Source organism: Mycobacterium malmoense (assembly GCF_019645855.1).
Taxonomy (GTDB): Bacteria; Actinomycetota; Actinomycetes; order Mycobacteriales; family Mycobacteriaceae; genus Mycobacterium; species Mycobacterium malmoense.
In genome coordinates this window covers 1968327-1995314 of the sequence record NZ_CP080999.1, presented here as the reverse complement: position 1 = coordinate 1995314, position 26988 = coordinate 1968327, and the positions used below count along the sequence as shown (strand labels likewise).

At 67.3% G+C, this 26988-nt stretch carries 25 protein-coding genes; 16 read left to right on the top strand and 9 right to left on the bottom strand.

What is annotated here, in order from left to right; translation table 11 throughout:
• Nucleotides 1-43: 43 nt before the first annotated feature.
• The 5 genes from K3U93_RS09385 (at nucleotide 44) to K3U93_RS09365 (ending at nucleotide 7036) form a co-directional block, all read left to right on the top strand.
• The gene (locus tag K3U93_RS09385; RefSeq protein ID WP_230981621.1) at nucleotides 44-1897 is read left to right on the top strand and encodes an AMP-dependent synthetase/ligase; all 1854 of its coding nucleotides are present in this window, start codon (nucleotides 44-46) and stop codon (nucleotides 1895-1897) included.
• Complete coding sequence (locus K3U93_RS09380; protein ID WP_083011358.1) at nucleotides 1894-3243, top strand: nicotinate phosphoribosyltransferase; 1350 nt, start codon at nucleotides 1894-1896, stop codon at nucleotides 3241-3243. The genes K3U93_RS09385 and K3U93_RS09380 overlap by 4 nt, the downstream gene beginning before the upstream one ends.
• A gap of 76 nt (nucleotides 3244-3319) precedes the next feature.
• Nucleotides 3320-4498: a GAF domain-containing protein gene (locus K3U93_RS09375; RefSeq protein ID WP_071509304.1), complete on the top strand. Its 1179-nt coding sequence runs from the start codon at nucleotides 3320-3322 to the stop codon at nucleotides 4496-4498.
• Between the two features lie 76 nt (nucleotides 4499-4574).
• Nucleotides 4575-5714 carry an Rv2629 family ribosome hibernation factor gene (locus K3U93_RS09370; protein WP_083011357.1) on the top strand — a complete coding sequence of 380 codons (1140 nt, stop codon included), beginning with the start codon at nucleotides 4575-4577 and terminating at the stop codon, nucleotides 5712-5714.
• Nucleotides 5711-7036 (top strand): phosphoribosyltransferase, encoded by a 1326-nt coding sequence (locus tag K3U93_RS09365; protein WP_083011356.1) that lies wholly within the window; start codon nucleotides 5711-5713, stop codon nucleotides 7034-7036. Before K3U93_RS09370 ends, K3U93_RS09365 begins: the two co-directional genes overlap by 4 nt.
• Here K3U93_RS09365 and K3U93_RS09360 read toward each other — a convergent pair whose 3' ends face one another.
• Entirely contained in the window at nucleotides 7037-7840 is an 804-nt protein-coding gene (locus tag K3U93_RS09360; protein ID WP_071509307.1) for a ribosome hibernation promotion factor, read from the bottom strand.
• 75 nt (nucleotides 7841-7915) lie between these two features.
• Nucleotides 7916-8197, bottom strand: coding sequence for a DUF1876 domain-containing protein (locus K3U93_RS09355; protein WP_083011355.1), 282 nt, complete (start codon nucleotides 8195-8197; stop codon nucleotides 7916-7918).
• A 317-nt stretch (nucleotides 8198-8514) separates the two neighbouring features.
• Between K3U93_RS09355 and K3U93_RS09350 the strand changes: the two genes are divergently transcribed.
• Entirely contained in the window at nucleotides 8515-9156 is a 642-nt protein-coding gene (locus tag K3U93_RS09350) for a TetR/AcrR family transcriptional regulator (protein WP_176220022.1), read from the top strand.
• A gap of 15 nt (nucleotides 9157-9171) precedes the next feature.
• Here the strand turns inward: K3U93_RS09350 and K3U93_RS09345 are convergent, their stop codons facing one another.
• Together K3U93_RS09345 and K3U93_RS09340 are read right to left on the bottom strand one after the other, a co-directional pair.
• A complete protein-coding gene (locus K3U93_RS09345; RefSeq protein WP_071509309.1) occupies nucleotides 9172-9657 on the bottom strand; it encodes a hemerythrin domain-containing protein in 486 nt (161 codons plus the stop codon).
• Entirely contained in the window at nucleotides 9654-10622 is a 969-nt protein-coding gene (locus tag K3U93_RS09340; RefSeq protein ID WP_071509310.1) for a Rieske (2Fe-2S) protein, read from the bottom strand. The genes K3U93_RS09345 and K3U93_RS09340 overlap by 4 nt, the downstream gene beginning before the upstream one ends.
• Nucleotides 10623-11031: 409 nt before the next feature.
• Here K3U93_RS09340 and K3U93_RS09335 point away from each other — a divergent pair, with 409 nt between their 5' ends.
• A complete protein-coding gene (locus K3U93_RS09335; protein WP_083011400.1) occupies nucleotides 11032-11877 on the top strand; it encodes an SGNH/GDSL hydrolase family protein in 846 nt (281 codons plus the stop codon).
• Entirely contained in the window at nucleotides 11874-12536 is a 663-nt protein-coding gene (locus tag K3U93_RS09330) for a DedA family protein (protein WP_083011353.1), read from the top strand. Before K3U93_RS09335 ends, K3U93_RS09330 begins: the two co-directional genes overlap by 4 nt.
• A 244-nt stretch (nucleotides 12537-12780) precedes the next feature.
• Here the strand turns inward: K3U93_RS09330 and K3U93_RS09325 are convergent, their stop codons facing one another.
• A complete protein-coding gene (locus K3U93_RS09325; RefSeq protein WP_071511464.1) occupies nucleotides 12781-13398 on the bottom strand; it encodes a TetR/AcrR family transcriptional regulator in 618 nt (205 codons plus the stop codon).
• A gap of 156 nt (nucleotides 13399-13554) precedes the next feature.
• Between K3U93_RS09325 and K3U93_RS09320 the strand changes: the two genes are divergently transcribed.
• Nucleotides 13555-13992, top strand: a complete 438-nt coding sequence (locus tag K3U93_RS09320; protein WP_139797089.1) for an anti-sigma factor antagonist — start codon at nucleotides 13555-13557, stop codon at nucleotides 13990-13992.
• A gap of 45 nt (nucleotides 13993-14037) precedes the next feature.
• On the opposite strand, the gene K3U93_RS09315 is transcribed toward K3U93_RS09320, so the two are convergent.
• The gene (locus tag K3U93_RS09315) at nucleotides 14038-14808 is read right to left on the bottom strand and encodes a sulfite exporter TauE/SafE family protein (protein WP_071511482.1); all 771 of its coding nucleotides are present in this window, start codon (nucleotides 14806-14808) and stop codon (nucleotides 14038-14040) included.
• Between the two features lie 139 nt (nucleotides 14809-14947).
• Complete coding sequence (locus tag K3U93_RS09310; RefSeq protein ID WP_083011399.1) at nucleotides 14948-15736, bottom strand: SDR family NAD(P)-dependent oxidoreductase; 789 nt, start codon at nucleotides 15734-15736, stop codon at nucleotides 14948-14950.
• Nucleotides 15737-16003: 267 nt separating this feature from the next.
• On the opposite strand from K3U93_RS09310, the gene K3U93_RS09305 reads away from it, so the two are divergent.
• Both K3U93_RS09305 and K3U93_RS09300 read left to right on the top strand, forming a co-directional pair.
• On the top strand, nucleotides 16004-17572 hold the full coding sequence (locus K3U93_RS09305) for a long-chain-fatty-acid--CoA ligase (RefSeq protein WP_083011351.1): 1569 nt from the start codon (nucleotides 16004-16006) through the stop codon (nucleotides 17570-17572).
• A gap of 45 nt (nucleotides 17573-17617) precedes the next feature.
• Nucleotides 17618-18472, top strand: a complete 855-nt coding sequence (locus K3U93_RS09300; RefSeq protein WP_083011350.1) for a methyltransferase domain-containing protein — start codon at nucleotides 17618-17620, stop codon at nucleotides 18470-18472.
• Nucleotides 18473-18496: 24 nt separating this feature from the next.
• Here the strand turns inward: K3U93_RS09300 and K3U93_RS09295 are convergent, their stop codons facing one another.
• A complete protein-coding gene (locus tag K3U93_RS09295) occupies nucleotides 18497-19402 on the bottom strand; it encodes a LysR family transcriptional regulator (protein WP_083011349.1) in 906 nt (301 codons plus the stop codon).
• Between the two features lie 218 nt (nucleotides 19403-19620).
• On the opposite strand from K3U93_RS09295, the gene K3U93_RS09290 reads away from it, so the two are divergent.
• From K3U93_RS09290 to K3U93_RS09275, 4 genes are all read left to right on the top strand, one after another.
• A complete protein-coding gene (locus tag K3U93_RS09290) occupies nucleotides 19621-20217 on the top strand; it encodes a TetR/AcrR family transcriptional regulator (RefSeq protein WP_071511469.1) in 597 nt (198 codons plus the stop codon).
• Between the two features lie 96 nt (nucleotides 20218-20313).
• Complete coding sequence (locus K3U93_RS09285; protein ID WP_083011348.1) at nucleotides 20314-20991, top strand: CGNR zinc finger domain-containing protein; 678 nt, start codon at nucleotides 20314-20316, stop codon at nucleotides 20989-20991.
• Between the two features lie 38 nt (nucleotides 20992-21029).
• Complete coding sequence (locus K3U93_RS09280) at nucleotides 21030-22568, top strand: GMC family oxidoreductase (protein WP_230981620.1); 1539 nt, start codon at nucleotides 21030-21032, stop codon at nucleotides 22566-22568.
• Between the two features lie 88 nt (nucleotides 22569-22656).
• Entirely contained in the window at nucleotides 22657-24003 is a 1347-nt protein-coding gene (locus K3U93_RS09275; protein WP_071511471.1) for an adenylate/guanylate cyclase domain-containing protein, read from the top strand.
• A gap of 39 nt (nucleotides 24004-24042) precedes the next feature.
• Here K3U93_RS09275 and K3U93_RS09270 read toward each other — a convergent pair whose 3' ends face one another.
• The gene (locus tag K3U93_RS09270) at nucleotides 24043-25227 is read right to left on the bottom strand and encodes an acyl-CoA dehydrogenase family protein (protein WP_083011346.1); all 1185 of its coding nucleotides are present in this window, start codon (nucleotides 25225-25227) and stop codon (nucleotides 24043-24045) included.
• A gap of 219 nt (nucleotides 25228-25446) precedes the next feature.
• Here K3U93_RS09270 and K3U93_RS09265 point away from each other — a divergent pair, with 219 nt between their 5' ends.
• The gene (locus K3U93_RS09265; protein ID WP_083011345.1) at nucleotides 25447-26988 is read left to right on the top strand and encodes a long-chain-fatty-acid--CoA ligase; all 1542 of its coding nucleotides are present in this window, start codon (nucleotides 25447-25449) and stop codon (nucleotides 26986-26988) included.

Below are 26988 nucleotides of genomic sequence, written 5' to 3'. Positions count from 1 at the left end.
GCCACGCCGACGGTATTCGGTTCGGCACCAACGGATTAGCAACATGAAGATAGCACCGCTCGCCGCGGTGGAGCGGCCCGACTTCGCCAAGATCGAGGGTCGGGCGCCGTCGGTGGCACACCTGTTCCTCCGCCGCGTCGCCGCCACCCCGGACGCGGAGGCTTTTCGATACCCACTGGACCACAGCTGGGAGAGCGTGACCTGGCGGCAGGTCGGCGAACGCGTCCACAACATCGCCGGCGGGCTGATCGCGCTCGGAATCGCCCCGGAGGACCGGGTCGCGCTCGCCTCGTCGACCCGCTACGAGTGGGTGCTCGTCGATTTCGCCGTGATGTGCGCGGCCGCGGCGACCACCACCGTCTATCCGACGACGAACGCCGCCGATGTCGCCTACATCGTTGCCAATTCGGGAAGCCGGGTGGTGGTCGCCGAGAATCAGGCCCAGCTCGATAAGCTGCTCGAGCACCGCGCCGAACTGCCCGACGTGAGCAGGGTCGTGATCATCGACGGCGACGGTGACGGCGACTGGGTGATCACGCTCGCCGAGTGCGAGCAGTTGGGCAAGCAACTGCTCGCCAACTCGCCGGACGCCATCACGGAGCGCGTCGCGGCCGTCGGCCCCGGCCAACTCGCCAGCCTCATCTACACTTCCGGCACCACCGGCCGTCCGAAGGGGGTGCGGCTGACCCATGGGGCGTGGACGTACACCGCGGCGGCCATCGACGCGCTGGGCATCCTCGGCCCCGACGACCTGAACTTCCTGTGGCTGCCCCTGGCCCATGCGTTCGGCAAGGTGATGCTGGCGCTGCCGCTGCAGATCGGCTTCCCTACCGCGATCGACGGCCGCGTCGAGAGGATCGTCGACAACCTGGCGACCCTACGTCCCACCATCATGGGCGCCGCACCACGCATTTTCGAGAAAGCGCATGCCCATATCGAGGGGATGGTTGCCGAGCGGGGCAGGCTCACCAAGAAGATGTTCGACTGGGCGATCGGGGTCGGCATGACGGTGTCGGAAGCCCGGCAAGCCGGAAAGAAGCCGTCGCTGGCGTCGTCGCTGGCCTACAAGGTGGCCGATCGGTTGGTGTTCTCCACCATCCGCGAACGCTTCGGCGGCCGCTTGCGGTTCTTCGTCTCCGCGGCCGCCGCCCTGGACCGTGACGTCGCGCAGTGGTTCGACGCCGTCGGCATCATCGTCCTCGAGGGCTACGGGCTCACCGAGACCGCCGCCGCGTCGTTTATCAACCGCCCCAAGGCTTACCGGTTCGGCACGGTCGGCTGGCCGTTCCCGGCCACCGAAGCCAAGATCGCCGACGACGGCGAAATCCTGCTCAGGGGACCGGGTTTGATGACCTCCTACCACGATCTCCCGGACGCCACCGCCGAGGCGCTCGACGACGACGGTTGGCTCCACACCGGCGACATCGGGGAGATCGACGCCGAGGGCTTTCTGCGGATCACCGACCGCAAGAAGGACATGTTCAAGACCTCGCAGGGCAAATACGTTGCGCCGTCGGCGATCGACGCGAAATTCAAGGGCCTGTGCCCGTACGTGAGCGAGCTCTTGGTCTACGGCGAGGCCAAGCCGTACTGCGTGGCGCTGGTCAGCCTCGACGGCGAGGCGATCACAGATTGGGCCGCCAAGCATGGGCTGGCGGGCATGTCGTTCGCCGAGATAGCGCGCGACGAGAGGACGCGGCAACTGATCGCCGGATACGTCGACGCGCTGAACGTGGAACTGAACCGCTGGGAACAGATCAAAAGATTCGCGATCCTCGACCGCGAACTCTCCGTCGACGCCGGTGACCTGACGCCGAGCATGAAACTTCGCCGCAAGGTCGTCATCGAAAAGTTCGCCGACCGCCTTTCGGGCCTTTACGAACGATCATCCACATGACGAAAGATACTGCGCCCCAGCACTTTTCGGTGCTGTTCACCGATCTCTACGAGGTCACGATGGCGCAGGCCTATCTGGCCGAACACGTGTCGGGAACGGCCGTGTTCGAGACCATGTATCGCAAGCTCCCCCATGGCCGGTCCTATGTGATGGCCGCCGGCCTGTCGGACGTGCTCGACTTTCTCGAGGCGTTTCAATTCCAGCCGGAGGACATCGACTACCTGCGGGGATTGCGGCTGTTCACCGAGGAATTCCTGCAATCGCTGTCCGCGGTTCGGTTCACCGGAGACGTGTGGGCGGTTCCGGAAGGCACCGTGGTCTTTCCCCACGAGCCGATCGTCCAGGTGATCGCGCCGATCCTGGAAGCCCAACTCGCCGAGACCTTCGTCGTGAACCAGATTCACCTGCAGAGCGTGCTCGCGAGCAAGGCCGCCCGGGTGGTCGACGCGGCCCGCGGACGGATGGTGGTGGACTTCGGGGCGCGGCGCGCGCACGGCACCGACGCGGCGCTCAAGGTCGCGCGGGCCGGCTACCTCGCCGGCCTAGCGGGCACCTCGAACCTGCTCGCGGCCCGGCAATACGGAATCCCCGCGTTCGGCACGATGGCCCACAGCTTCATCCAGGCCTTCGACGACGAGCTCGACGCCTTCGACGCGTTCGCCCGGCTCTACCCCGGCACCACGTTGCTCGTCGACACCTACGACACGCTGCGCGGCGTCGACCACGTCATCGAACTCGCCAAACGCCGGGAAGGCCTCGACGTGGCGGCGATCCGGCTCGATTCCGGCGATCTGGGTGCGCTGTCGAAGGCGGCGCGCGCCAAGCTGGACGCGGCGGGGTTGGGCCGGGTTGAAATCGTGGCGTCGTCCGGTCTCGACGAGTACCGCATCGCGGCGCTGATGGACGACGACTGCCCCATCGACACCTTCGCCGTGGGCACCAAACTCGTCGTGGCCCAAGATGCGCCGGCGCTCGACATGGCGTACAAGCTGGTGGAGTACGAGGGCACCGGGCGGACGAAGTTCTCCAGTGGCAAGGTGATCTATCCCGGCCGCAAGCAGGTGGTGCGCCGGCTTGCCGACGGGCTCTTCGCCGGCGACACGATCGGCATGCCCGGCGAACACCTCGACGGCGAGCCGCTGTTGGTGCCCGTCATGAAAAACGGCCGGCGCCTTCCGCAACGCAATCTTCAGGAGTCGCGGAATTGGGCGCGCCAGCAGGTCGATCGGCTTCCGCCGCAGCTTCGTTCGCTGGAAGCCACCGGCTGGTCCTACCCCGTGGACGTCAGCCCGGGGATCGCGGGCGAACTCGAAAGCCTGCGCCGCGCCCGGCAATCGACGAGTTGACCGGCGGGCGCCATCGGCGCGACGCACTATCATCCCTCGTCATGAGTCGCGTCCACGCGTGGGAGGATGTCGGACTGTGAGCGAGGAGGGGCACGCAGACAACCCGGGGCTGGACGGGATGCTCAATCGCCTTCACCTGGACGAGTTGCTCGCCGAGGTCCGCGACCGGGTTGCCGAAATCGTCCAGATCCGCGACCGCCTGGACCGGCTGATCGAGGCGATGCTGATGGTGGCCTCGGGTCTGGAGCTCAACGAGACCTTTCGCCGGATCGTGCACGCCTCCGTCGAGCTCACCGGCGCCCGATACGGTGCGCTGGGCGTGCGCGGGGTGGGAAACGAGCTGTCCGATCTCGTCTTTGAGGGGATCGACGAGGCCACCCGGGCCGAGATCGGCGACTTCCCGCACGGTGCCGGCGTGCTCGGGTTGTTCTTCAACGATCCGCGTCCCCTGCGGCTGGAGGACATCTCCGCCCACCCGGCGTCGGCGGGGTTCCCGCCACACCATCCGCCGATGCGGACGTTTCTGGGTGTCCCGATCGTGCTCAGGGACGGCGAGGTGTTCGGGATCATCTACATGGCCGAGAAAGCCGACAATGCGACCTTCACCGAGGACGACGAGGTGATGATGCAGGCGCTGGCGGCGGCGGCGGCCATCGCGATCGAAAACGCGCGGCTGTTCGAGCAGACACGTGCGCGGCAGGCCTGGCTGGAGGCTACCCGCGCGGTGTCGATGGCGTTGCTGGCCGGCACCGAATTGGGCCCGGTGCGGCAGCTGATCGTCGAGCGCGTGCGCGGGCTCGTCGGGGCGGAGTGGTCGTTGCTGGCCGTGCCGCCCCAACCCGCCGCCGCCGAAGAAGTCGACCGACTGGTGGTGGGCGCGATCGACGGGTCACCCCCCGCGCCGATCGAGGTCGGGCTGGCCATCCGGGCCGACCGTTCACCGGTCTGGGCCGCGTTTCACGACCGCGCCACGCTCGCCGTCCGGGAACTGACGCTCACCGCCGACACCGCCGGCCTCGGTCCGGCGATCGTGGCGCCGCTGCGTGACGCGAACGTGATCGCCGGGGCGCTGATCGTCGGCCGCGCGAACCACCGGGCCGTGTTCACCGAGGATGAACGCGAGCTGGTCGCCGGTTACGCCGACCACGCCGCGGTCGCCCTGCAGTACTCCACCACCCAGCAGCGGATTCGCGAACTCGAACGCCACGAGCGGGACGCGGCCGCCCGGGACCAAAGGCCCGTATCTGGGGGCTAACGGCCCTCGCGCATCCGCGATCGTCCTTCGTACGGTTGGCCGACATACATAAGGCGCAACAGCGGAGAGGGATGGCATGCAATCGGAGCGCCTCAGGTGGCTGGTGAAAGCCGAAGGCCCGTTCGCCTCGGTCTATTTCGACGACTCACACGACACCGCGGATGCCGCCGAGCGGCTGGAAACGGAATGGCACGACATCCGCAGGCGTCTCGAGGATTTGGGGGCGGGCGCGGAAATCCTCGGCACGCTGGAGGAAGCCGTGCTGCGCCATCGGCCGGCCGTCGGCCGGCGCGGCCGCGCGGTGATCGCGACCGGCGATCAGGTGCTGGTCAACGAGCACCTGGCCGGGCCGCCGACGTCGACGGTGGTTCGCCTCTCGGACTACCCCTACGTCATGCCGCTGATCGAGCTCGAGACGCGGCGACCGACCTACGTGTTTGCCGCGGTCGACCACGCCGGCGCGGACATAACCCTGCATCAGGGCGGCGCCGTGCGCTCCATAAGCGTCGACGGCGGCGGCTATCCGGTGCACAAGCCCGCCACCGCCGGCTGGAACGGCTACGGCGACCTCCAGCACACCACCGAGGAAGCTATCCGCATGAACTGCCGCGCGGTCGCCGACGAACTCGCGCGGCTGGTGGACGAGGCGGATCCCGCGGTGGTTTTCCTGTGCGGCGAAGTTCGTTCGCGCACGGACCTGGTTTCCGAATTGCCGGAGCGGGTAGCGGACCGGGTGTCGCAGTTACACGCCGGTTCGCGCCAGAGCGTCGATGCCGACGAGATCCGCCGGCTGACGGCCGCGGAGCTGGCTCACCGGCGCGGCATCGAGATCGCCGACGTCGCCGACCGGTTCGAAGCCGAGATCGGGCGTGGCTCGGGGTTGGCGGCCCAGGGGCTCGCCGCCGTCTGCGTGGCGCTGCGTGACGGCGACGTCGACACGCTGATCGTCGGCGAGCTGGGCGACGCCACCGTGGTCACCGGCAAGGCCCTTACCACCGTGGCGCCCGACGCCGACGTGCTGTCGGAGTTCGGCGAACCGGTGGAACGCGTCGCACGGGCCGACGAGGCGTTGCCGTTCACCGCGATCGCGACCGGCGCCTCCTTGGTCCCCGCCGGCAACCGAATCGCACCCGAGGACGGAATCGGCGCCCTGCTGCGATACGTCGCGACCGACCGGCTTGCCGGCCAACAATCCGAATCGAGACTCGAATCATGAAGCAGTTCAACGACCGCGCCGATGCCGGAAGACGATTGGCGTCGCGCATGGGCTTTTTGCGCGGCAAGGGCAAAGACGTGGTGGTGCTCGGCCTGCCGCGAGGCGGAGTCCCGGTGGCCTTCGAGGTCGCCAAGGAGCTGGGGGCTCCCCTCGACGTGCTGGTGGTCCGCAAGCTCGGCGTGCCCTTCCACCCCGAGCTTGCCTTCGGCGCCATCGGCGAGGGCGGCGTGCGGGTAATCAGCGACGCCGTGGTCCGCGAGACCCGGCTCAGCGACCGGGAGATGGCCGCGGTCGAAGCCGAGCAGTGGGCCGAGCTGCACCGCCGATCCGACCGGTTCCGCGGTGATCATCCCCGAATTTCGTTGCGGGACAATGTCGCCGTGATCGTCGACGACGGCATCGCGACGGGGGCCACCGCGCAGGCCGCCTGCCAGGTCGCCCGCGCGCAGGGGGCGAGCAGGGTGGTGCTGGCGATTCCCATCGCGGCCACCGACACCGCCGAACAGTTCGCGGGGTACGCCGACGAGGTGGTGTGCCTGGAAACGCCGGTGCCGTACTTCGCCGTTGGCCAGGGGTACCGCAACTTCGCGCAGACCTCGGACGACGAGGTGGTCGCCCTACTCGCCCGTGCCCGCAGCGGATTTCACGCGGCGGGCGGCGGCGCCGACGATCCGCCGCTGCGCGACGAGGAAATCCGGGTGGCGACCGGGCCGGTTTCGGTGGCTGGGCATCTGACCATCCCGGAGCGCCCGAAGGGCGTCGTCGTGTTCGCGCACGGCAGCGGAAGCAGCAGGCACAGCCCGCGCAATCGCTACGTCGCGGAGGTCCTCAACAAGGCCGGGTTCGCCACGGTGCTCTTCGACCTGCTGACGCCCGACGAAGAACGCAACCGCGCCAACGTCTTCGACATCTCCTTGCTCGCAAGCCGATTGGTCGACGTCACGGGCTGGCTGGCGGGCCAACCCGACACCGCGTCATTGCCGATCGGTTACTTCGGTGCCAGCACGGGTGCGGGCGCGGCGTTGGCCGCGGCCGCGCATCCCGGCGTCAAGGTCGCGGCGGTGGTGTCCCGGGGCGGGCGGCCCGACCTTGCCGGCAAGTCACTGCGTGACGTGCACTCGCCGACGCTGTTGATCGTGGGCGGGCGCGACGAGATGGTCCTGCGGCTCAACCGGCAGGCACAGGCGGAGATCCCGGCCGAATGCGAGGTCGCGGTGGTGCCCGGCGCCACCCACCTGTTCCAGGAGCCGGGCACGCTCGAACGGGCGGCCGCGCTGGCCCGAGACTGGTTCGTCGACCACCTGGGTGCGCCGGGCCGCTAGTCAAACGGCCGGTGTGATGAGCCCGTAATGCCCGTCGTAGCGGTGATATAGGACGCTCCCCCGGTCGCGGGCGGTGTCGACGAAGAACAGGAACGGCAGGCCAAGCAACCCGATCCGCTCGATGGCCTGATTCACGGTGAGCCGCGGAGCCGGCCGCGGACTGACGGTCAGGGGCATCTCGAACGGCGCCAGCTTGTCCGCGCCTTCCGGATTGACCTGTGCGAGGCGGTATTCGGTGGGCCCTTCGCGATACAGCACGCTGTCCTGCTGGGTGCCCTTCTCCGTGAACAGGTGGAAATCGTAGTCGAGCAGCTCCATCTCCCACGCGGCCTCTTCGACGGTGCAGGTCGGCAGGCTGTAGGACTTGTGCCGCATGATCCGGCGTTCGCTTTCGGGCCGGGGGAAGTACTTCGGCCGGTGGGTGGGCTCGGACTGGTGCCGCCACTCGTGCGGACCGAGCCGTGGCATGCCGCCTCGCTTGGCTTCCCAGTGTTCGGCGCTGCGCTCGAGTCGATGACGCAGCCGCGCCTCGAGCCGATCGATCGCTTCCCGCGCGGTGACGCCTTCGACCTGCGCGCGGACCGGCCGGCCGTTGACGTCGAGGTTCCCCTGCGCGATCACCCGGCGCGCCACCGCCGGGTCGCCGTGCTCGCTCAACCTGACGCGAGCGTGCAACACCGGTTCGTGGGTGAGGCGACCGAGTTCACCGATCTTTGCCCGTGCGTAGTCCCCGGCATCGGAGAGCTGGCCAGGCGTCGTCACCTCGACGTCGAGAACGGCTGGTAAATCGGGTCGCTGTCGCATGATTCGTTGCTACGCCTTCGCAAATCGCCGCTGTAGGGCCGAAGGTCACCGCGAACGCGGTACCCGGCCGCACGTTCAGTGGTGCAGACCGGTGACCGGCTCGTGGGTGCTGGCCTGGATGTCGGTTGAGGTCAAGGCGAGCAGCTGATTCGCCAAGTCGGACAGCGCCCGGGCGATCGCCAGTTCGTCGCCGATCTGGGCCACCGGCTCGTCGGCCGGATCGAGCCGCGCCAAACCGACGCCGACTAGCCTCTTGCCCGCCCAGGACAGCCGCGCCTTCGCCCGGGTGCGGTCTTCGCGCTCGTCGATCAGCACGTCGACGTGGCAAGCCTTGGTGCCGTCGTCCTTGCGCGTCATCGCCAGTCTCCTTGTCTTGCCGGATGATTTGCCCGAATAGATGCGACCACCACCGGGCAGGCGCGATGTAGGGGCGAAAGTCACCAGTCCGGTTCGTCAGCTGAAGGCGTCGTTGAGGGTCCCGTCCGACGGACCACCAGACGGGTTGTTACCAAACGAATTTCGACGGACCGTCGATCAATCAACGAATCGGCCGATAAACAATCCGTCGATCTTCATCGACAATATCGTTGGTTTTAATCAACAATTTCGTTGACATATATCGACGCGTCCATAAAGTAACTCACGTGTCCGACCGCTCGACGCAGGCCGAATACATGCACGCCTCCCGAAGCCGCCGTTCATCCCAACATTCGGGTGACGACCGCAAACAGGCGATCCTGGCCACCGCCGAGCGGCTCCTGCAGGAACGGCCGCTGGCCGACTTCTCCGTCGACGACCTGGCAAAAGGCGCGGGCATTTCCCGGCCCACCTTCTACTTCTACTTCCAGTCGAAAAATGCGGTCTTGTTGTCGCTGCTCGACCAAATGAATAACAAGGCGCACGCGGCGCTTACGGCGCTCGGCGCCACACCGTCCGGCGATCCCGCGACGCTGTGGCGGGCGCGCATCGAGGCGTTCTTCGAGGTGTCCGGGTCGCATCGAGCGGTCGCCGTCGCCGGCGCCGCGGCCAAGGCCACCAACCCCGAGGTCCGGCAGCTGTGGTCGACACTCATGCAGCGGTGGATCACCTACACCACGGTGGCGATCCAGGCGGAGCGCATGCGGGGCGCCGCCCCCGACACCTACCCGGCCGAGGACCTGGCCGTCGCGCTGAACCTGCTGAGCGAGCGGGTGATGGCCGCGACGTTCACCGCGGAGGAGCCGGCGATCCCCGAACACCGGGTGATCGACACGCTGGTGCACATCTGGCTGGCCAGCATCTACGCGGCCGACGGGAAGGCCGCGGCGGCCAGGTAGCCCGGCGCCCTGCTGCTACAGGGCGCGTACCAGCGCCGCCCGGCCCTTGGTGCGCAGTTTGTGCAGCGCGGAGCCGCGGTATTGCTCCATCTTCGCGGCCATCTTGTTGCCCAGCTCCTCGATCTCGGCGTCGGTGATCGTCACCTCGGGGGGAGCGGGAATCAGGTCGCGTTCTTCCTCGTCGGCGTGTGCCTCCAGGACCGTCTTGAAGGAGTTCCACTCCCGCTCGTAGCCCGGCGCGCTCTGCGGCGTCTTGAGCAGCACCGAAAGCTGGTCAACCACCTGGCGATGCTCGGCGTGGGCGACCGCGATTAGCTTGCTGGCGTCCTTGAGGGCCGGGTAGTACAGGTCGTCCTCGATGCGAAAGTGGATGTCGAGTTCGATCAGCATCTCGTCGAAAAGGGCATGCCGCTCTTCGCTGTTCACCGGAGCCTGGCTGACCTTGCGACCGAGGCCCTTGATCACGACGTGGTGCTCTTTCAAGACGTCGTAGGCGTTCACTTGGTTATCCCCTTCCCGCCGCTTTGCGCATCGATGCGCATCTCCTCTTCGCCCCGGACTTCGACCATTCCGTCGACCAACCTGGCCTCGTAGCGCGGCAGCGGAGCCGCCGACGGGCCACGCAACACCTCCCCCGACTCGGCCTCGAACCACGAGCCGTGCCACGGGCACACGATCCGCCCGCGATCGACCCAGCCGTCGGCCATCGGCGCCGCCAGGTGCGGGCAGAACTCACCGAACGCCGACACCTCTCCCGGCTTGGTCTGGCACACCACCAGTCCCACCCCGTCGACCTCGACGCGCACCGGTTTCCCATTCAACGAGCTCGCGGCCAGCACCGGCGTCCACTCCTTGGTGCGCAGCCGCTCACCCGACTGGTCGATTCCGACACCGGACTCGAACACCAGGGCCCCGCCGAGGTAACCACCCCCGAGGGTGATCGCGTAGCCGAGCGCGGTGAGGGCGATCCCGCGGAGGTTGCGGCCCCGGCGACGGTCCCACCAGGACTGTGCGTACAGCGCGGTCGCGGCCAGGTTCACCAGGCCGTGTACCAACCCCACCCGGCGCTCCGCCTCGTGGGTGTGCTGCCAATCGGTGGTGCCGGTGATGGCGGAGCCGATGCTCGCCACAATCCCCACGCCCAGGGCGCGGCGGGCAAACCGTGACGCTTCGCCGACCTCGGTGGTGCGCCGGCCCGGCAGCAAGCTGAACGCATCCAATGCCACCGTCGTGCCGAGCGCGCCGCTCGTCAGCGATGCCAGCGGCGGATGCACCGGGTGCCCGAGCCAGACGCCGTGCAGCGCGTTGGTGACGGAGTCGCGCGCCCCGCCCAGCCCGTTATAGGCGAAGCTGAGCAGGTGCTCAAACCGATAGCTCGGCCGATCCAGCCACTCTTGGTGTCCGATGACGGACAGCACTCGCGGTCCGAGTTCTCGCAATCGACCACGCCGTGACCGATCAACCATGGCACCAGTCCTTCCTCGAACGCATGGCCATGCGGTGACGCACGGCCATGCGGTGACGCACGCAAAATCGGCGATTATCCCTGCGTTACTTCGCTCTCACATGCGCAGTAGACCTGATGTGACCACCGTAGCCGCGCTTCCTGGATACTCGGTTGTCAACCGGCTGTGAATTAGCACAAAGCCTTCTTGTAAAAACCTGGCAAAGCTGCTTGGCGCAGCGACTGACCCGGGTGGCCAGCCTCGTTCGACTGGATCCGCGGCCGCTCTGCGCCACTTGGGCATTCGCCCACCGGTCGTCGGCCCGCCGGATGGCGAACGTTGCGCCCCGCTGCAGAAGACAACCACTTTCGGGCACTTTTGGCAGCTTGTCGCGGCCACGCGGCCCGAAATTGCGATTAGTCTCGGCTTCGTGTGCGGTGCTATTGGGACCGGATACCGCCGATACATCGCCATCGGTGACAGTCAGACCGAGGGCTTATGGGACGGCGACGACGCCGTCGGCCTCCTCGGATTTGCCGACCGGCTCGCCGTCTTGATCGACTCGTTCTTTCCGGGTTTGCGATACGCCAACCTGGCGATCCGCGGCAAGCGGATGGCCGACGTGCTGAGCGAGCAGGTTCCGCAGGCGCTGGCGATGCGCCCGGACCTGATCACCGTGTGCGCCGGAATGAACGACGTCATCCAGCCGGGACGATCGTTCGGCCGTGCCCTTGTCGACCTCGACCACGTCCACGCCGCGCTGGCCGATTCGGGGGCGACGGTGGTGACCACCACGTTCCCCAACGTCGCGCAATTCCTTCCGCTCGGCCGGCTTGTGTCGTCGCGGCTCACCCGCATCAACGACGCCATCGCGGCGGCCGCCGATCGCTACGGGTTCCGGCTCGTCGACCTGTACAACGCGCCCTCGATGCACAACGTGGACACGTGGGCCGTCGACCGCGTGCACGCGTCGAGCCAAGGGCACATCCTGTTTGCGGCCGCGGCCGCCGAAGCTCTCAAATTGCCTGACAGCAACCATGATTGGGCCGAGGCGAGCGGCCATCCCATGCGGTTGTCGTTCCCGGCCAGCGCCTACGAACAGCTGCGCTGGACCCACGACAGTTTCATCCCGTGGATCTGGCGCCGCCTGCGCGGCCGGTCGTCGGCCGACGGGCGGGTGCCCAAACGGCCGCGGCTGGAACCCCTCGGCGCGCCGCGGGAAAGCGGCGACGTTACGGCGCGGTTCGACCGCCGGTCAGGCATCCTTGACCCATGAATGTGGAGGCTTTGCTGCAGTCCATCCCGCCGCTCGCGGTCTACCTGGTGGTCGGCGGCGTGGTGGGGATGGAGAGCCTGGGCATACCGCTGCCCGGCGAGATCGTGCTGGTCAGCGCGGCGTTGATGTCGTCGCAGCACGACCTGGCGGTCAATCCGATCGGCGTCGGCATTGCCGCGGTGATCGGCGCCGTGGTCGGCGACTCGATTGGCTATACGGTCGGGCGCCGGTTCGGCATGCCGCTCTTCGACCGGCTCGGCCGGCGGTTCCCGAGACACTTCGGTCCCGGGCACGTCGCCCTCGCCGAAAAGTTGTTCAACCGCTGGGGGGTTCGGGCGGTCTTCTTCGGCCGCTTCATCGCGCTGCTGCGGATCTTCGCCGGGCCGCTGGCCGGAGCCTTGAAGATGCACTACCCGCGTTTCCTGGCCGCCAACGTGTCGGGCGCTATCTGCTGGGCCGGCGGCACGACCGCCCTGGTGTATTTCGCCGGGATGGCCGCCGAACGCTGGATGGAGCGGTTCTCCTGGATCGGGCTACTCATCGCGGTCATCGGCGGACTTATCGCCGCGATCCTGCTGCGCGAACGCACCTCGCGGGCGATCGCCGAACTCGAGGCCGAGCACTACCGCAAGGCCGGCACCCCGGCCGACGCCGCGTGAAATCCGCTAACCCAGCTCCTTGGTGCTGAAACGTTTGAACCCAGGTCGCTATAGGCAGGGGTAGTGCTGTGGGGGTTGATGAAGCAGCGATGCCAATTCGTTCTCCACGCCGGAGAGCAGGTCGACCAGCTGGCACACCCGGTCACGCTGACTTGCTGCGGTTGACTCTGCGCCCACCAGGCAAAAGTACGAGAAGAGTGCCTGGTGAGCGCAGAGTCATCAAAGTCGACGAGCCAACCCGGGCCTAGCTCACGGCCTCACCGGCGTCGGCCGCGGATATCGGCCGGTGCTGTTCGATAAGCGTGCAGGCCATCTTGCGGGCGCGCAGCGCGGCATCCAGCTCACCCACGGCCGCGAGGATGATGGCGCCCTTCATCAGGATGTGCCAGGACGAGGCGAAGTCCTCGACGTCGGTCAGCCCCGCCGCGAGAGCGCGGTGACGCACGATGTCGCGGACGTGGTCGATGTGGGCGATGCTGGCCCGCCCGGCCGGATGGGCCGGCCCCAACTCGAGCAACACGTTGATAAACGAGCAGCCTTCGTAACCGTCGCGGAGCTGAAACCAGTCGTGCATCACGTCAAAGATCGCGAGCAACTGTTCCTCGGGGGTGTTGCCTCGCTGCCGTGACCGCTCCTCGATGAGGCCATGGGTCCACAGTTCTTCACGCCGCTGCAGCACGGCCAGGACCAGGTCGTTTTTGGTCGCGAAATGACGGTAGAGGGTCGCCCTCGCCACGCTGGCCCGCTCGATCACCTCGTCGGTGCCGACCGCGCGGATCCCGCGCCGGCTGAACAGCTCGTAAGCCGCAGCCAGGATTCGTTCACGGGCCGAGGCCGGCGTCGTGACATCGTGGCTTGTCATAGCGAGCCTTACCATACTCTTAACCCCCGACATATAGACAGACCGCCCTGTCTCGTTATACAAATGAGATTCGCGATTCGCGAACCGTCTGTCTTAAGACAGCAGGACGGGCATCCAGACCGGCGTCACCGACACCGATCGATGAGGGAGTCCATCATGAGCCCGGTTATTGCGGAACCTATGTCCAGCCCCCACTTCATGCTCAGCACGCGGCTGGTTTACGAGCTGGGCGATTCACACAGCACGCTGAGGGCGACCACCGACCGCAGCGGCGCGGCGGTGCTCATCAACGCGGGCGGTGAGATCGACGCCTGCAACGAGCACACGTGGCGGCAGCTGGTCAGCGAGGCGGCCGGCGTCGTCACACCGCCCGGACCCCTCGTGGTCGACGTCACGGGACTCGATTTCATGGGCTGCTGCGCGTTCGCTGTGCTGGCCGACGAGGCGCAACGGTGTCGCGAGCGTGGCATCGAAATGCGTCTGGTGAGTCGCGCGCCGATCGTCGCGCGAATTGTCGACGCGTGCGGGCTCCACGGCATGCTGCCCATTTACCGGACGGCGGACGCCGCGCTCGCGGCGCCGGTTCGCCGGTGAACTACCGGCCCACCCCGCCGTCCGCGGGTCGACGAGGGGCTTTCGTCACGCCACCGTGACCAGGCGGTACAGCCCGATCAGGCCGACCACCACGATGGTGGAGCGCAACGCCTTCGGCGACAGCCGGCGCCCATAGTGCGCGCCGACCCATCCCCCGATCAGCGAGCCCGCCGCGATGAGACCGGCCACCGGCCAGCTGATGCGGCCGAAGGCCACCAGCGAATAGGCAACCGCGGCAACGACATTCACCACCAGAGTCATGAGGTTCTTGGCCGCGTTCATGCGCTGCACCGACTCCGGCAGCAGCGCGCCCATGATGCCGACGAGCAGGATGCCCTGCGCGGCGGTGAAGTAGCCGCCGTAGACGCCGACCGCGAACGTGCCCAGCACCAGCGCAGCCATCCGCGCCGGCGTGGTGTGTTCGGGTGAACGTCCCGCCTGCTCGGCACGCTGGAACGCCCACGACTGGAGCCGCGGCCCGATCATCACCAGCACCAAGGCCAGCACCAACAGAACCGGCACGACCTCGGCGAACACCCTTGCGGGCAGATGCAGCAGCAGGAAGGCGCCCAGCAGCGCCCCGGCCAATGACGCCGGGAGCTGCCACCGCAACCGATCCCACTGACCGGCCAGCTCGGCGCGATAACCCCAGGTGCCCGACACGCTTCCGGCCACCAGGCCGACCGCGTTCGACATGGTGGCCGTGACCGGCGGATAGCCGAGGGCGACGAGCGTGGGGAACGTGATCAGGGTGCCCGATCCGACGAGCGCGTTGATGGCGCCGGCGGCGAACCCGGCCAGGCCGATCAACACCATGTGGAAAAGCAGCACCACGGACAACCTTAGCCCAACCTTAGTCCACCGCCGCATAGTGCCAAAAACCGCGTGGCTGACCGCCTTTAGGCGTGGGGGCTTCGGGACCCCGATCTACGCCGGTGCGTAGCTCGCGGCGGCCTCACTGGGGAAAACCGAAGAGTTTGACCACGCCGTGGTCGCGGCCGGCGGTGTAGCCGCCGTCGACGGCAATGGCCTGGCCGCTGACGAAAGAGGCGGCGGTAGACAGCAGGAACGCCGCCATGGCCGCGACCTCCTCCGGCCGGCCCAGCCGTTGCAGGGCATGCTCCGTGGTGATGGAGGCCAGCGGACCCTCCATCCCCGGCAGGCCGAACACGCTTTGGGCCATTGGCGTTTCGATGAAGCCGGGGCAGATGGCGTTGGCCCGGATGCCGCTCGGCCCGTAGTCGAGCGCGATGTTCTTCGTCAGCAGAACGACGCCGCCCTTGGCCGCGTTGTACGAGCTGCCGCCCGCCGTACCTTCCAGGCCCTCGATGCTGGCGACGGTCACCAGCGAGCCGCGCTCGCCGTCGACGCGGGGCTGCTCGATCATCCTGGCCAGGGCCGCCTTGGCCACCAGGAACGTGCCGGTGAGGTTGATCCCGATCACCCGGTCCCATTCGGCCCGGTCGAGCAGGTGGACGGGGCCGCCCCCGGCGACGCCGGCGGCGTGGAAGACGCCGTCGAGGCGGCCGGGCACGGCCGCCAGCACCGCGGCTATGGCGGCTTCGTCGGTCACATCGGCGGCCACAAATTGGAACCGGGAGCCGAGATCGGGCGGGTCGGCCAGGTCCGCGCCGACGACGGTGCCGCCCTCGGCCAGCAGGCGCCTCGCGGTGGCAAGGCCGATGCCCGACGCCGCACCCGTCACGATGAATGTCCGGGAACGGGCGCGATCGGTGCTCACCATGTCGGGATCCTTGTCGGGTTGGGGGATTTTCGCCGCTGTCATGTTGACACACGCGGGCACGAGTTCGCGAAGCTTCTGGAACGATCTCGGGCCGCACCCTCGTAGGAGGGCGCGCCTACTGCCTATTCGAAAGCAGGTCCTGGACGACCCTCTCCTTGCGGGCTTGACTGGGGCAATGCGGCGTTCATATGCGGCGCCGCGGATGCTGTTCGGTGCCGATCTCGATCGCCAAAACCCGCTCGGGACACCGACGTTGACGGAGGACCTATGACACATGCCGACGGAACGACCGCCACCAGGGACACACTCGTCGGGTTCGTCGAACAACACGCGCGGAGCAAACCCGATGCACTCGCGATCCGCCATCGTGACCGGCGGTGGTCCTGGGCGAACTGGATGTTACGCATCCGGCACGTCGCGGGCGCGCTACGAACAGCCGGTGTGGCACAAGGCGATCGCGTTGCATTCCTCGACAAGAATCATCCCGCTTGCCTCGAAACCCTCTTCGCGGCGGCATCGATTGGGGCGTCGGTCACCGTCGTCAACTGGCGCACGGTCGGCGAGGAACTGGTCCACGTTCTCAACGACAGCGGCGCGCGGCTGCTTTTCGTCGGCGCCGAACTGTCTTCCACGGTCCGCACAATCATTGAGCGAGCGCCCGGGCTCCAGCGCGTCGTCGTGGTGGGCGGCAAAGGGGACGAGTACGACGCTTTCCTCAGCGCCGCCACACCTTTATCGGAATCGGCGGCGGTCGATGGCCGCGACATCGCGGTCGTGATGTACAGCTCGGGAACGACCGGGCGGCCAAAAGGTGTTCTGCTGAGTTATCGCGCCCTGGTCAATCACACCGCCAACCTGGCCCCGCAAATCCCGTTTGCCCAGGGGGACAAGAACTTAGTCGCCATGCCACTGTTTCATGTCGGCGGCCTCTGCTATGCGTTGTTTGGCATCCGCGCCGGTGTGCCGACGGTGGTGACCCGCGAGCCCGACGTCGCATCCCTGGTCGCCGCCGCGAACGACGGTGCGACCCACGCCTTCTTCGTGCCCACGGTGATCGCCGGCATCCTCGACGCGGGCGGTGCGGCGACCGAAGTCATGTCGCACTTGCGCTATCTCGCGTACGGGGCGGCCCCGACCCCGTTGCCGCTGCTGCAGCGCGCCCTCGCGGCCTGGCCCACAGCGAATTTCATTCAGGTCTACGGGCAGACGGAAGTCGCCGGCGCAGCCGCCACCCTCGGCCCCGCCGATCATCGAGACTCCCGTCGCCCACACTTGCTGCTGTCCGCCGGAAAAGCCTCACCGGGAAGCGAAATCCAGATCATCGATCCGGCCACCGGTGACCGAGTGCCCAGCGGGCAGTCGGGTGAGATCTGGGTGCGCAGCGATCAGCGCATGAGTGGCTACCTGAATCGGCCGGAGGCAACGACCGAAACGATCACGCCCGACGGGTGGTTGCGCACCGGCGACATCGGGCATCTCGACACCGACAACTATCTCTACATCGACGACCGGCTCAAGGACATGATCATCACGGGGGGTGAAAACGTCTACGGCCCCGAGGTGGAACGCGTGCTCATGGGCCACCCCGCCATCTCCGATGCCGCGGTGATCGGTATCCCCGACGATCGCTGGGGCGAGTCCGTCATGGCGCTCGTGGTCAGCGCCAACGACATTGACGCCAGCGACGTCATCGAGTTTTGCCGCCGCAACCTTGCCGGCTACAAATGCCCCCGAACGGTCGAGTTCCGATCATCCCTCCCCCGCAATGCAAGCGGAAAGATCCTCAAAGCCGTTCTCCGGGAACCGCATTGGCGGGGCCGCGACCGCGCGCTTTGATCGACGACCGTGGCGCGACACAGCTAAGGAAAGGCGAGGAAACCCATGAGCCCCACGTCATCTGCTGCGGCGAGCGGGAGCAGCTACCTCCTAGGCCATGACGACGTAGAGGTGCGGCGGTTGCTGCTGCAAGGACGGCTGTATAACGAGTACACCGAGCATGCGCTGCGACTCGCTGGGCTGCGACCGGGCATGCGGGTGCTCGACGTCGGGTGCGGGCCCGGGGACGTGTCGTTCATCGCCGCTCGGCTGGTCGGCCCGACGGGAACCGTTCTCGGCGTGGACGCCGCACCCGAGATGATCGCGCTAGCCCGCGACCGCGCCGCCGAACAGGACCTGCCAGCCGTCCAGTTCACGCAGGCCGCGATCGACGACATCGCCTTGGACGAACCGGTCGACGCCGTCGTCGGCCGGCTGATCCTGATGCACGTGCCCGATCCGGCCGCCACGGTGCGGCACCTTAGCGCCCGGGTGCGCCCCGGCGGCACAATTGCCTTCTCCGAGAACGATATCACCGGGGCGCGAAGCACCCCGGACATGCCGCGGTTTCGGCGGGTAGTAGAGGGAGTCGTTCGCGCCTTCGAGGCGATGGGGCTCAGCGCTCGGTTTGGCAGCACGCTGCACACGGTCTTTTCCGATGCCGGACTCGGTTCACCACGGCTGACCCTCGGCGCGCCGATCGGCACCGCCGCCGACACCGACATCCTGTCCTACACAACGGAAGTCTGGCGATTGGCGTCCCCGATAGCACAACAGGCCGGCTTCAGCATCGATGGGGTTACCGACATTGACAACCTCGTGTCGCTGTTCCGCGAGGAGGCGCTTGCGGCCGATGCCATCATCATGATGCCGCCCCTCATCACCGCATGGGCTCGAGCGCAAGGGATTTCACGACGATAGCGGACGATGTGCGGAACGTGGCAATCACCTGTAGAGGTCGGCGACGGGTAGCCACGCTGAGCCGGCGTCAAGGAGCACGGTATCGGCCGTCAGTGCCTCCACCACGGCACGCACGGTTTTGCGTGTTTCGGTGCGGCGCCATACCAGCGACCACGTCCACAATGGCGTGGGCTGGACAATCGGACGCTGCGCAAAACCCACGGGCACGGTGGTAGTCGAACTCTTGGGAGACTTGAGCACCGGTCGGCCCAGGCGGCGGGCATGGTGGAAAAGCATTGGGCCGGCGATGCCGCCGTCGCTGATTCGCACCACCTGTGCGCCCGTCGCGGCGGCGAACTGCTCCCCGTACCGATTCCACGAAGACCAACTGGCATCGTCCGCGTCGAGCAAAACCACCAAATCGCTTGCGTTGACCACGGAGACATCCGGGCCGACACACACCGCGGAGAGCTGTTCGGCGCAGACGGCACGCGCGTCGAGCCCATGCGCGTCGAGATCGGTGGTTTGCACCCAGCAGACCGCCAGGTCGATGCTGCCGTCGGCGACCCGGGCGGCTTGGGCATGCGACGGCAGCACCCACGTATCGATGTGGACCTGGGTGACCGGTGCGGTCCGCTCGCAAAGGTCCGGTGGTAGCCAGTTGACATAGCCAAGCCGGAGGGGTTCACGAGCCGCCAAACCGATGGCAAACTGGTGTAATTGGGCCGCTTGATCCACGATCGTGCGGACCGCGGGCAGCAGCGCCGCACCGCTCGCCGTCAGCGTGACCGAGCGGCGGTCACGGTCGAACAATCGAACCTTCAGATCGCGCTCGAGGGCCTTGATTTGCTGGGAAAGCGATGGTGAGGCAATGCGCAACCGCTTTGCGGCACGCCCGAAGTTCAGTTCTTCGGCGACCGTCGTGAAGTAACGCAGCTGACGCAGCTCCACGCGCCGTCCTCAATCATCCCGCTGCGGCAGCGATGATTTCGCCAGCGCGCCGGCGGGTTCGCCATGCCGTTTGCCGCATCCATCTTGACCACATCCACGCGTCCCCTCCTCCAGCAGTGCACGCATGCGCTAGACTAGATCGTCTAGACCATACCGTCAAATGAACGGCCCGCATCGCGGCCGAAGCCGGTGCATCACAGCGTTGGGAGTTGGCCAATATGGCTGCAGGGCAGGCTGAGGCGGCCTCGCATAAGGAGCGTCTGCTCCTTGCCGGCATGAAACTGTTCTACGAACAGGGATTTCACGGCACCACCGTCGATGCGGTGCTGGTCCGCGCGGGAGTGCCCAAAGGCTCGTTTTACCATCACTTCGGCTCGAAGGACGCGTTCGGGCAAGCAGTTCTCGACCGGTATCTGCAGTTTCAGCTCGAGGCATTGGAGAAATGGGCGAACAAGGAGGATGTGAGCACTCCGGACAAGGTTGTGGGGCACTTCGACGATATGGTGCGGCTCTTTGTCAAGTCGGGCTATCAACGGGGTTGTCTGACCGGCAAGTTCTCCACCGAGGTGGCCGCCACGTCTGACCTGTTTCGCGACCAACTCGGTCGGCAGATTGCCAAATGGAAGGCGGGCCTGGTCGAACTCCTCAAGCGGGGTCAGCGCGCCGGGGACATCCGGCAGGACCAGAGCGCACAAGACATTGCCGACGGCGTGCTCGCGCTCATCCAGGGCGCCTTTGTCGTCGCGTTGTCCACCCGAGACAAACGCACCTTGGCGGCGATTGCCAACACGATCAGAAAGGTCGTCGAGCCTTAGCGGTCAACGTCCGCGTGGGGCCTGGAAGCCGTGATCTACCACGAGAAAGCGAACCGGTCGTAGCCGAGGACCGGTCGGCGAGCGCAAGGTTGAGGCATGAGTCGGCAGGTGACCTCCGCGACAAGGCAATCCGCCCAGGGCCAGCAGCGCTACGACGTGACCGTGTGTGCGGGCGAGCGGTCGGGCGTTGTCCCGCAAACCCAGGGAGCTGAACGGCTTTGGGTGGCGAGCCTGCGGTGTCGCGAACGGCCCGCGCCCGCTGGACTGGCCTTGGCGCAAGATTTTCTCAACACCGCCGCCGGCGCCTCGCGAGGCCCGGACCTGCTCGGCCGCCTGCCGGATGCGCAATGGTGGGCGGCCTCGGCGGCACGCGCCTGGACCATGGCACGGGGGATCCCCCACCGGTCACCGACACTGACCAAACACGACGCGCGAAAGCTGCGGCAACTGCGTGATCGCTTGGGTGGCCTTCTCGCTGGGGCGCCCAACGGCCCGGCGTATCTCCCGCAGGGCGAGGCACGGTTCAACGTTCCAGTCGGCGGTGAAATCTCCTGGGAGCCGGTCAACACCGGCTGGCGATGGTTCGCCGCCGCGATCTGGGGTGAGGTCCTGGTCGCTCAACAGACCGATACATGGCAACGGCTGAAAAAATGCCCTGACACCCGTTGTGGCATCGCATTTTACGACCGGTCCTGGGATAACAGCGCGGTATGGCACAACCGCATGGTCTGCGGACCCCGCGCCCAACGCCCACACTCGAGCGTCCGGTCCTGACGGCCCACGGCGGTCGCGAGCGACGGAAGGGAAACGAATTGCGCACGGTCGACGAAACGCCCGTCAGTGACTACATCGTCGTCGGGGCCGGCTCCTCGGGCAGTGTCGTCGCGCGGCGACTCCTCGACGGCGGCTTCACCGTTCACGTGATCGAAGCCGGACCGATCGACACCAACCCCGACATCCACAGCACGCACGGGTGGCCGGCGTTGCTGCATAGCCCGCAGGACTGGGCGTTTCATACCGCGCCACAACGGCACGCCAACAACCGGTCGTTGTTCTGGCCACGCGGGAAGGTGCTGGGCGGCAGCAGTTCGATGAACGGGCTGATCTACATACGGGGGCATCGCAGCGACTATGACGGCTGGGCGGCGCAGGGGTGCTCCGGTTGGGACTTTGACAGCGTGCTACCGCTGTTCCTGCGTTCCGAGGATCACGTTGACGGCGTGGGTGTTTGGCACGGCGCAGGGGGGCCGCTATCGGTGGAGCGAATCACGCGCCCGCATCCCACATCCGAGGCGTTCGTCGAGGCGGCCAGCGCGCTGGGACACCCAGTGACCGATGACTTCAACGGCGCCCAGATGGTCGGCGTCGGGTACAACCACATCACCAGCCGCGGCGGGCGCCGCGCCAGCGCGTGGCAGAGTTTCGTGGCACCGGTTCTCGGCCACCCCGCGCTGAGGGTGACCACCGGTGCGCTGGTGCACCGGGTCTTGCTGGGCGAAGGCCGCGCCACCGGTGTGGAGTATTCGATCGGTCAGACCATGCATACAGCGCGAGCCGAAGCGGAGGTGGTGCTCAGCGCGGGCACCATCGGCTCGCCCCAAATCTTGATGCGCAGCGGTATCGGCCCCGCCGCGCACCTGGACGCGGTCGGCGTGCCGGTCGCGGTGGACGTTCCAGGGGTGGGGCAAAACCTGCACGACCATCTGCTGCTGAGCAACATGTACGAGGCCGAGTTCCCGCTGACGGACGGCCATCACAACCTGCTCGAGAGCCAACTGTTCGCGGCCAGCCGGGGATGGCGCGGCGTTGGACCGGACCTGCAACCCGTTTTTCTGCACATCGTGTATCCGGCGCCGGGCTATCCGGTCCCCGCGCACGGGTACACGATCGCCGCGGGCGTCATCCGGCCACGGTCGCGGGGCACGCTTCGGCTGGCCTCTGCCGATCCGCAGACCGCACCCCTGTGCGACCCGAACGTCTTGTCCGAAAGCCAGGACCTCGACGCGCTGCTGGACTGCGTGGAGATGTGTCGCGAGATCGGCGCGTCGCAGAAGTTCAAGGCATGGCGCAAGGACGAGGCCGCCCCGGGACGCGAGGCCCGGACGCGAGAAGACCTGCGCCGGTATGCTTTCCGGGCGGTCGACACGTACCACCATCAGGTGGGCACCTGCCGAATGGGCATCGACGACGGCGCCGTCGTCACTCCCGATCTGGCGGTGCGCGGCGTCGCCGGGTTGCGGGTCGCCGACGCCTCGATCATGCCGTCGGTAACGTCCGGGAACACCAACGCACCGTCAATCATGATCGGTGAGAAAGCGGCCGACCTTCTTACCGGGCCTACCGCTCCCTAGCCCCCACGTGCACCCAGTCTGGTCACATCCGGTGCTACGCCAGGTGACAACGGAGCAGCCTCGGCAGAGAAAGGGCATGCTTGGGGCCATGTCGGCGATCCCAAACACGGTCTATGCGCGCGACGGCGATGCTCGTCTGGCGTACCAGGTCGTCGGTGATCACGGCCCGGATCTGCTCTTCATCCCCACCGCGACCTTCCCGATCGACCTCCTCTGGGACGAGCCGAGCGTCGCGGGCCAGCTACGCCGGCTGGCCTCGTTCAGCCGCCTGATCACGACCGATCTCCTCGGGGTCGGCAGTTCTGATGTGGTGCCGATACACGACCGTCCCGCAATGCAGTCCTGGACGGACGGCCTGCTCGCGGTTCTCGATGCCATCGGGAGCGAGCGCGTGTCGATCTTTGCGATGTCGGAATCGGCGCTTCCCGCCATGCTCTTGACCGCCAGCCATCCGCAACGGGTGCGCTCGCTGGTGCTCTGGAGCGCGTTCGCCTGCTTCCGCAGGCTCCCCGACTACCCGTTCGGGATGCCCGAGCAGACTTTGGATCGGTACATCGATGAATTCGGGAACAACGTGGGGACCGGCGCTATCGTCGACATCCTGGCGCCAAGTTGGGCTGACGACCCCGCGAAGCGGCGGTGGTGGGCCCGCGGTGAGCGCCTCGCCGGCGGGCCCGGGTACTTCAAGGCGATCCTCGACTTGTATCTGCGCACCGACATTCGGCCCGTGCTGGCAAGCATCCAGGCGCCGACGCTGGTGTTGCATCGGCGCGGCGACCCTCATGTGGCTGCGGGCCACTCGCGATATCTCGCCGAGCGGATCCCGCGCGCGCGATTGGTCGAGCTCGACGGCGACGACCACGAATGGTTCGCCGGTGACGCCGACCGCGTCCTCAACGAGATCGAATCGTTTATCACCGGCGGACGCACCGCCTCGCCCACACACCGCGTGCTGTCGACCGTGTTGTTCACCGATATCGTCGAATCGACCGAGCGCGCCGCCAGCCTGGGAGACGAAGCCTGGACGATGGCGCTCTCCGCGCACAACGGTGTCGTCGAGCGGTATGTGGCCAGCGCGCGCGGCACAGTCGTCAAGTTCACCGGCGACGGCGCGCTCGCGACGTTCGACGGCCCGGCACGCGCGATCAGCTGCGCATGCGCCATCCGAGATGCCTTGCAAGAGCTCGGCTTAGGCATCCGCGCCGGCCTGCACACCGGAGAGGTGGAGATTATCGACGGCGACGTCCACGGCATCGCGGTACACATCGCCGCGCGCATCATGGCTCTCGCGCGGCCCGGGGAGGTATTGGTTTCGGGCACGATCCCGCCGCTGGTGCTCGGATCACGGCTTACCTTCGACAACCGCGGCAGCCACGACCTGAAGGGCGTGCCCGAGCCGTGGCCGATCCTGGCGGTGCGTGACGCCCACGCTTGACCCGGCGGGGCACCCCTCTCCGAGGGTCGCTAACGGGGTTCACACCGTCGCGCTGATGCGCTCCTCGATCCCCAGCATCGACTTGCCGTAGACCTCGTAGCCGACGGTTGGCTGCAGGCCCGCATGCCGTGCGGCGGTATTGGCGTCACGCCAATACCGTTGCAGCGGGTTTGATTCCGCGAAGCTTCCGGCTCCGTGCACGTTCATCAGCAGGCCCAGGGCGTCGATAATCTGTTGTGCGGCATAGCCCAACCGGGCCCGGAATTCGGCGCGGTCAGCATAACCGACGGTTCGTTCTTCCCAGGCGGCGACGTCGAGGGTGGTGGCGATGTCGTACGCGTGCAGCCGCGCGGTGCTGATTCTCATGGCGGCTTCCGCGATCTGCACTTGCACGGCAACGGATTCGCTCTGCCGGGAAATGGTGGTGCCGTGCAGCGCCTTGGCCGGCGCGTTGTCAACCACGAAGCGCAGTGCCGCTCCGCCCAGCCCCAACAACGGCGCCATCAGCAGCACCGTCGCCAAGGGCGCCAGGGGCAGCCGGTACATCGGCTCGTCACTGGGCACCGGCCACGTCGCCTCCGCCATCGCGGCGAGCGGAATCGTCCGGTGATCGGGAACGAAAACGTCGTCACCCACCCACGTGTCGCTGCCGGTTCCCCGCATCCCGACCGTGTTCCACGACTTCTCGAGGCGTAGCTCGGCCGCCGGCACGACGCACAACGTCGTCTCCTCCGGCTCGGCGGGGATCGCGACGGCCACCAAGGCCCAGTCCGCGTGATGGGCTCCCGACGCGTAGGACCAGCGTCCGGTGATGCGCACTCCCCCATCCACCCGCCGGGCCGTTGTCGGAGTGCTCGATCCGGCCACCCGCGCGTCGGGATTGGTGCCGAAGATCTCCTCCTGGACTTGCGCCGAGCACCGCGCGGCCATCCAGTTCGCGGTCGACCCGATGGACACCAGCCACGACGCCGATCCGTCCGCCTCTCCCAGCGTTTCGCCGACTTCCAGCACCGTCCGCAGACCAAAGGCATACCCGTCGAAGCGCTTCGGTGTGAGCAGCCGAAACATGCCTTCCCGCGTGAGCGCGTCGCTGACCGTATCGGGCAGCCGGCGAAGTAATTCACCGTCCGCGGCGTGCGTGCGCAGCACCGGTTGCAGCGCGCGAGCGCGGGCGACGACGCGCCGATGTGTCTGGGAGTCGTGTCGCGCGGCGATGTCCGTCACGGCTTTCAATCTTTGGCTTGCTCAAGCGGAATGCGCCAGGACCGGATTGCTTGCTGCTGGTAGGCGCCGACTTCCACGACCGCAGGAGGATTGGCGGTGCGGCCAGCTTGGCCGTACCGGGAGGGCTCACTTACCCGTCGTTGCAAGTGGCTCGTGGAATGGTGGCTAACCTTGGCTTGACCGAACTGGGCATCAGGGTAGCGACGAGCGGAGAAGTTTATGCCACCAGCCGACGCCACGACCGGCACGCTTGCCGGATTCGTCGAGCGGCACGCGCGGCGGCGGCCCGACGGCATAGCGATTCGCTACGGCGACCGGCAGTGGTCCTGGGCCGACTGGGCGTCGCGGATTCGTCGCGCGGCCGGAGCGCTGCGCGCCGCCGGTGTAAAGCGCGGCCAGTGCGTGGCGTTCCTGGACAAGAACCACCCCGCCTGCCTCGAAGTGCTCTTTGCCGCCGCCTCAATCGGCGCCGTGACCACCGTGGTCAATTGGCGCCTGACCGGCGACGAACTCGTCCACGTGCTCGGCGACAGCGGCGCACGGGTGCTTTTCGTCGGCGCCGAGCTGCGTCCGGCGGCCGCCGGGAGGGTACCGGGCCTGGAACGTGTCGTCGTGGTGGGCGACGAGTACGAATCGTTGCTCGCCGCAGCCTCACCCGCGGAGACCGACGCGCAAGTCGACGACAGCGAGACCGCCCTGGTGATTTACAGCTCCGGCACCACCGGACGACCCAAAGGGGTGCTGCTGAGCCAGCGTGCACTCGTCAATCACGCGGCGAACCTGGCACCGGCGTTCCCGTTCACCGAGGGCGACGCGAATCTCGTTGCCATGCCGCTGTTTCACGTAGGCGGAATCGGCTATGCGCTCTTCGGTATCAGGGCCGGGGTGCCGACGATCATGACCCGCGAGCCCGACGCCGCGGCCCTGATCGGGGCGGTGCGGGCCGGTGCGACCCACGCGTTCTTTGTCCCGCCGGTGATCGCCCGGTTCCTGGAGGCCGGTGAGGCGGCGAGCGCCGCGATCTCGGGCTTGCGCTACATCGTGTACGGCGCCGCACCGATGCCGCTGCCCTTGCTGCACCGGGCGCTCTCGACGTGGCCCGAGACGCATTTCGTTCAGGTGTACGGGCAGACGGAACTGTGCGGCGCGGTCACGGCGCTAAGTAACGCCGATCACCGCGATTCGACCCGGCCCGGGTTGCAGCTGTCGGCGGGAAAGGCGGTGCTGGGCACCGAAATCCGGGTCGTTGATCCCGAGACGGGCGACCCGCTGCCCACCGGGGAGCCGGGTGAGATTTGGGTGCGCAGCAACCAGAACATGAGCGGCTACCTGAATCGGCCGGAGGCGACGGCCGAAACGGTCACCGCCGACGATTGGGTGCGCACCGGCGACATCGGGCGCCTCGACGCCGATGACTACGTGTACGTCGAAGACCGGCTCAAGGACATGATCATCACCGGCGGCGAGAACGTGTACGGGCCCGAGGTGGAAAGCGTGCTGGTCGAGCATCCCGCCCTCGCCGACGCCGCGGTCATCGGGGTGCCCGACGACTTTTGGGGCGAATCCGTCAAGGCGATCGTCGTGGCCACCGACGAGGTCGACGCGAAAGACATCATCGAATTCTGCCGCCGCCATCTGGCCGGCTACAAATGCCCGCGAACCGTGGACTTCGCGCCGGAGCTGCCCCGCAATGCGAGCGGAAAGATCCTCAAAACCACGCTGCGCGAACCCCATTGGCGAGACCGGGCGCGAGGAATATGA

Excerpts from the sequence above, each read along its gene's own strand:
- K3U93_RS09380 (WP_083011358.1), top strand. The coding sequence starts at position 1,894 with ATGACGAAAGATACTGCGCCCCAGCACTTTTCGGTGCTGTTCACCGAT.
- K3U93_RS09275 (WP_071511471.1), top strand. The coding sequence starts at position 22,657 with ATGTCGGCGATCCCAAACACGGTCTATGCGCGCGACGGCGATGCTCGT.
- K3U93_RS09325 (WP_071511464.1), bottom strand. The coding sequence starts at position 13,398 with ATGACAAGCCACGATGTCACGACGCCGGCCTCGGCCCGTGAACGAATC.
- K3U93_RS09290 (WP_071511469.1), top strand. The coding sequence starts at position 19,621 with ATGGCTGCAGGGCAGGCTGAGGCGGCCTCGCATAAGGAGCGTCTGCTC.
- K3U93_RS09340 (WP_071509310.1), bottom strand. The coding sequence starts at position 10,622 with ATGGTTGATCGGTCACGGCGTGGTCGATTGCGAGAACTCGGACCGCGA.
- K3U93_RS09310 (WP_083011399.1), bottom strand. The coding sequence starts at position 15,736 with ATGGTGAGCACCGATCGCGCCCGTTCCCGGACATTCATCGTGACGGGT.
- K3U93_RS09350 (WP_176220022.1), top strand. The coding sequence starts at position 8,515 with ATGCACGCCTCCCGAAGCCGCCGTTCATCCCAACATTCGGGTGACGAC.
- K3U93_RS09330 (WP_083011353.1), top strand. The coding sequence starts at position 11,874 with ATGAATGTGGAGGCTTTGCTGCAGTCCATCCCGCCGCTCGCGGTCTAC.
- K3U93_RS09305 (WP_083011351.1), top strand. The coding sequence starts at position 16,004 with ATGACACATGCCGACGGAACGACCGCCACCAGGGACACACTCGTCGGG.
- K3U93_RS09370 (WP_083011357.1), top strand. The coding sequence starts at position 4,575 with ATGCAATCGGAGCGCCTCAGGTGGCTGGTGAAAGCCGAAGGCCCGTTC.
- K3U93_RS09300 (WP_083011350.1), top strand. The coding sequence starts at position 17,618 with ATGAGCCCCACGTCATCTGCTGCGGCGAGCGGGAGCAGCTACCTCCTA.
- K3U93_RS09315 (WP_071511482.1), bottom strand. The coding sequence starts at position 14,808 with ATGGTGTTGATCGGCCTGGCCGGGTTCGCCGCCGGCGCCATCAACGCG.
- K3U93_RS09355 (WP_083011355.1), bottom strand. The coding sequence starts at position 8,197 with ATGACGCGCAAGGACGACGGCACCAAGGCTTGCCACGTCGACGTGCTG.
- K3U93_RS09385 (WP_230981621.1), top strand. The coding sequence starts at position 44 with ATGAAGATAGCACCGCTCGCCGCGGTGGAGCGGCCCGACTTCGCCAAG.
- K3U93_RS09320 (WP_139797089.1), top strand. The coding sequence starts at position 13,555 with ATGAGCCCGGTTATTGCGGAACCTATGTCCAGCCCCCACTTCATGCTC.
- K3U93_RS09360 (WP_071509307.1), bottom strand. The coding sequence starts at position 7,840 with ATGCGACAGCGACCCGATTTACCAGCCGTTCTCGACGTCGAGGTGACG.
- K3U93_RS09365 (WP_083011356.1), top strand. The coding sequence starts at position 5,711 with ATGAAGCAGTTCAACGACCGCGCCGATGCCGGAAGACGATTGGCGTCG.
- K3U93_RS09265 (WP_083011345.1), top strand. The coding sequence starts at position 25,447 with ATGCCACCAGCCGACGCCACGACCGGCACGCTTGCCGGATTCGTCGAG.
- K3U93_RS09285 (WP_083011348.1), top strand. The coding sequence starts at position 20,314 with ATGAGTCGGCAGGTGACCTCCGCGACAAGGCAATCCGCCCAGGGCCAG.